Origin of the sequence: Pinisolibacter sp., assembly GCF_036782435.1 — a bacterium.
Taxonomy (GTDB): Bacteria; Pseudomonadota; Alphaproteobacteria; order Rhizobiales; family Ancalomicrobiaceae; genus CALBKH01.
This window is the reverse complement of the sequence record NZ_DAIPZB010000107.1, coordinates 1-2325: the sequence shown is the minus strand read 5'-3', so window position 1 is coordinate 2325 and position 2325 is coordinate 1. Positions and strand designations below refer to the sequence as shown.

Here is a 2325-nt window from a genome sequence, read left to right as displayed (position 1 = left end):
CTCGCATCGATTGCCGCAACCCGGGTGAGATTCAAGGCGCCGTGAATTTGACGGGTTAACCATGCGCTGGGCAAGTTTTGCCCAGCGCTCCGGACGTCCCGTGGGCGATTCTCGGTTCGCGCGCGAAGGCCCGATCGATGTCCGACACGACCGCCGGCGGCACCTCTCCGAAGTCCTTCGCCATGCCCTTCGGGCTGCCGACCCCGGCGCAGCTCCTCGCCAACGCCAAGCGCGGCGACATCGGTCTCGCCTTCGGCGTGATGACCATCCTCGTCGTCCTGGTGGTGCCGCTCCCCCCCTGGATGCTCGACGCCTTCCTGGCCATCAGCTTCACCCTGTCGGTGCTGATCCTGATGACCTCGCTGTTCATCCAGACGCCGCTGGAATTCTCGAGCTTCCCGACCCTGCTGCTCATCGCCACGATGCTGCGCCTGTCGCTGAACCTCGCCTCGACCCGCCTCATCCTCGGCCACGGCCACGAGGGAACCTCCGCCGCCGGCCACGTCATCGAAGCCTTCGGCAACTTCGTGATGGGCGGCAACTTCGTCATCGGCATCATCGTCTTCGCGATCCTGTTGATCGTGAACTTCATCGTCATCACCAAGGGTTCCGGACGCATCGCCGAAGTCGCCGCCCGCTTCACCCTCGACGCCATGCCCGGCAAGCAGATGGCGATCGACGCCGATCTCTCCGCCGGCCTGATCGACGAGAAGGAGGCCAAGCGCCGCCGCAAGGAACTGGAAGGCGAGAGCTCGTTCTTCGGCGCCATGGACGGCGCCTCGAAGTTCGTCCGCGGCGACGCCATCGCCGGCCTGCTGATCACCTTCATCAACGTCATCGGCGGCATCGTCATCGGTGTCGCCCAGCAGGGCGTCACCTTCTCGGAAGCCTCCCACGCCTATACGACGCTGACCGTCGGCGACGGTCTCGTCACCCAGATCCCGGCGCTGATCGTCTCGACCGCCGCCGGCCTGCTCGTCTCCAAGGCGGGCGTCTCGGGCGCCGCCGACAAGGCGCTGTTCGGCCAGCTCTCCGGCTATCCCCGCGCCCTCGGCATGTCGTCGGCGGTGATGATCGCTCTCGCCATGCTGCCCGGCATGCCGACCCTGCCGTTCCTGGCGCTCGCCGGCGGCGCCGGCGCCCTCGCCCTCCTCGCCGAAAAGCGCAAGACCGCCTCCACCGCCGCCGCCGTCGCCGAGAAGGCCCTCGCCGAACAGGCCGCCGCCGAACCCAAGGAAGAGCCGATCAGCGAAGCGCTGAAGATGGACGACCTGCGGATCGAACTCGGCTACGCCCTCCTGTCGCTGATCAACGCCCCCGACGGCACCGACCGGCTGACCGACCAGATCAAGGCGCTGCGCCGCCAGATCGCCGCCGACATGGGCTTCGTCATGCCGGCCTGTCGCCTGCTCGACAACGTCCAGCTCCAGCCCAACGAATACGTGGTCAAGATCAAGGAGGTCGAGGCCGGCCGCGGTCAAGTCTACCCCAACCAGTTCATGGTCATGGATCCCGAGGGTCGGCCGATCGACATGCCCGGCACCCACACCACCGAGCCGACCTTCGGCCTGCCGGCGACCTGGATCGATCCGGCACTGAAGGAGGAGGCGGCGATCCGCGGCCTCACCGTCGTCGACCCGCCGACGGTGCTCTCCACCCACCTGACCGAGATCCTCAAGGCCAACATCGCCGACCTCCTCTCCTACGCCGACGTCTCCAAGCTGATCGCCGATCTGCCCAAGGAGCAGCACAAGCTGTTCGAGGACATCGTCCCCTCGCAGATCAACATGTCCGGCATCCAACGGGTGCTGCAGGGCCTGCTCGCAGAGCGCGTCTCGATCCGCGACCTCTCCGCCATCCTCGAGGGCGTCGCCGAGGCGGTGGCCTACTCACGCTCGGTGCAGACCATCACCGAACACGTGCGCGGCCGTCTCGCCCGCCAGATCTCGGCGGCGAACCTGTCGCCCATGGGCTACCTGCCGATCCTCGCCATGTCGCCGGCCTGGGAGGTCGCCTTCGCCGAGGCCCTGGTCGGCGACGGCGAGCAGAAGAGCCTCGCCATGGCGCCCTCCAAGCTCGGGGAATTCGTCAATTCGGTGCGCGACGGGTTCGAGGACGCGGCGCGCATCGGCGAGATTCCGGTGCTGTTGACCAGCCCCGGCATCCGCCCCCACGTCCGCTCCATCGTCGAACGCTTCCGCCCCCACACCGTGATCATGAGCCAGGCCGAGGTCCACCCGCGCATGCGGCTGAAGACGGTCGGGACGATCTGATGAGACCTGTGCGCGGATAGCCCTCGACGACCGTCTGCTGACGTGATTCACT

1 protein-coding gene is annotated in these 2325 nt (G+C 67.4%); it reads left to right on the top strand.

The features are described 5' to 3' along the window. Positions 1 to 137 precede the first annotated feature (137 nt). Positions 138 to 2273, top strand: coding sequence for a flagellar biosynthesis protein FlhA (gene flhA, locus V7Q42_RS21375; RefSeq protein ID WP_333826292.1), 2136 nt, complete (start codon positions 138 to 140; stop codon positions 2271 to 2273). Positions 2274 to 2325: the final 52 nt, after the last annotated feature.

Bases quoted from the DNA above. Each gene is read 5' to 3' on its own strand.
- flhA (WP_333826292.1), top strand. From the start codon at position 138: ATGTCCGACACGACCGCCGGCGGCACCTCTCCGAAGTCCTTCGCCATG.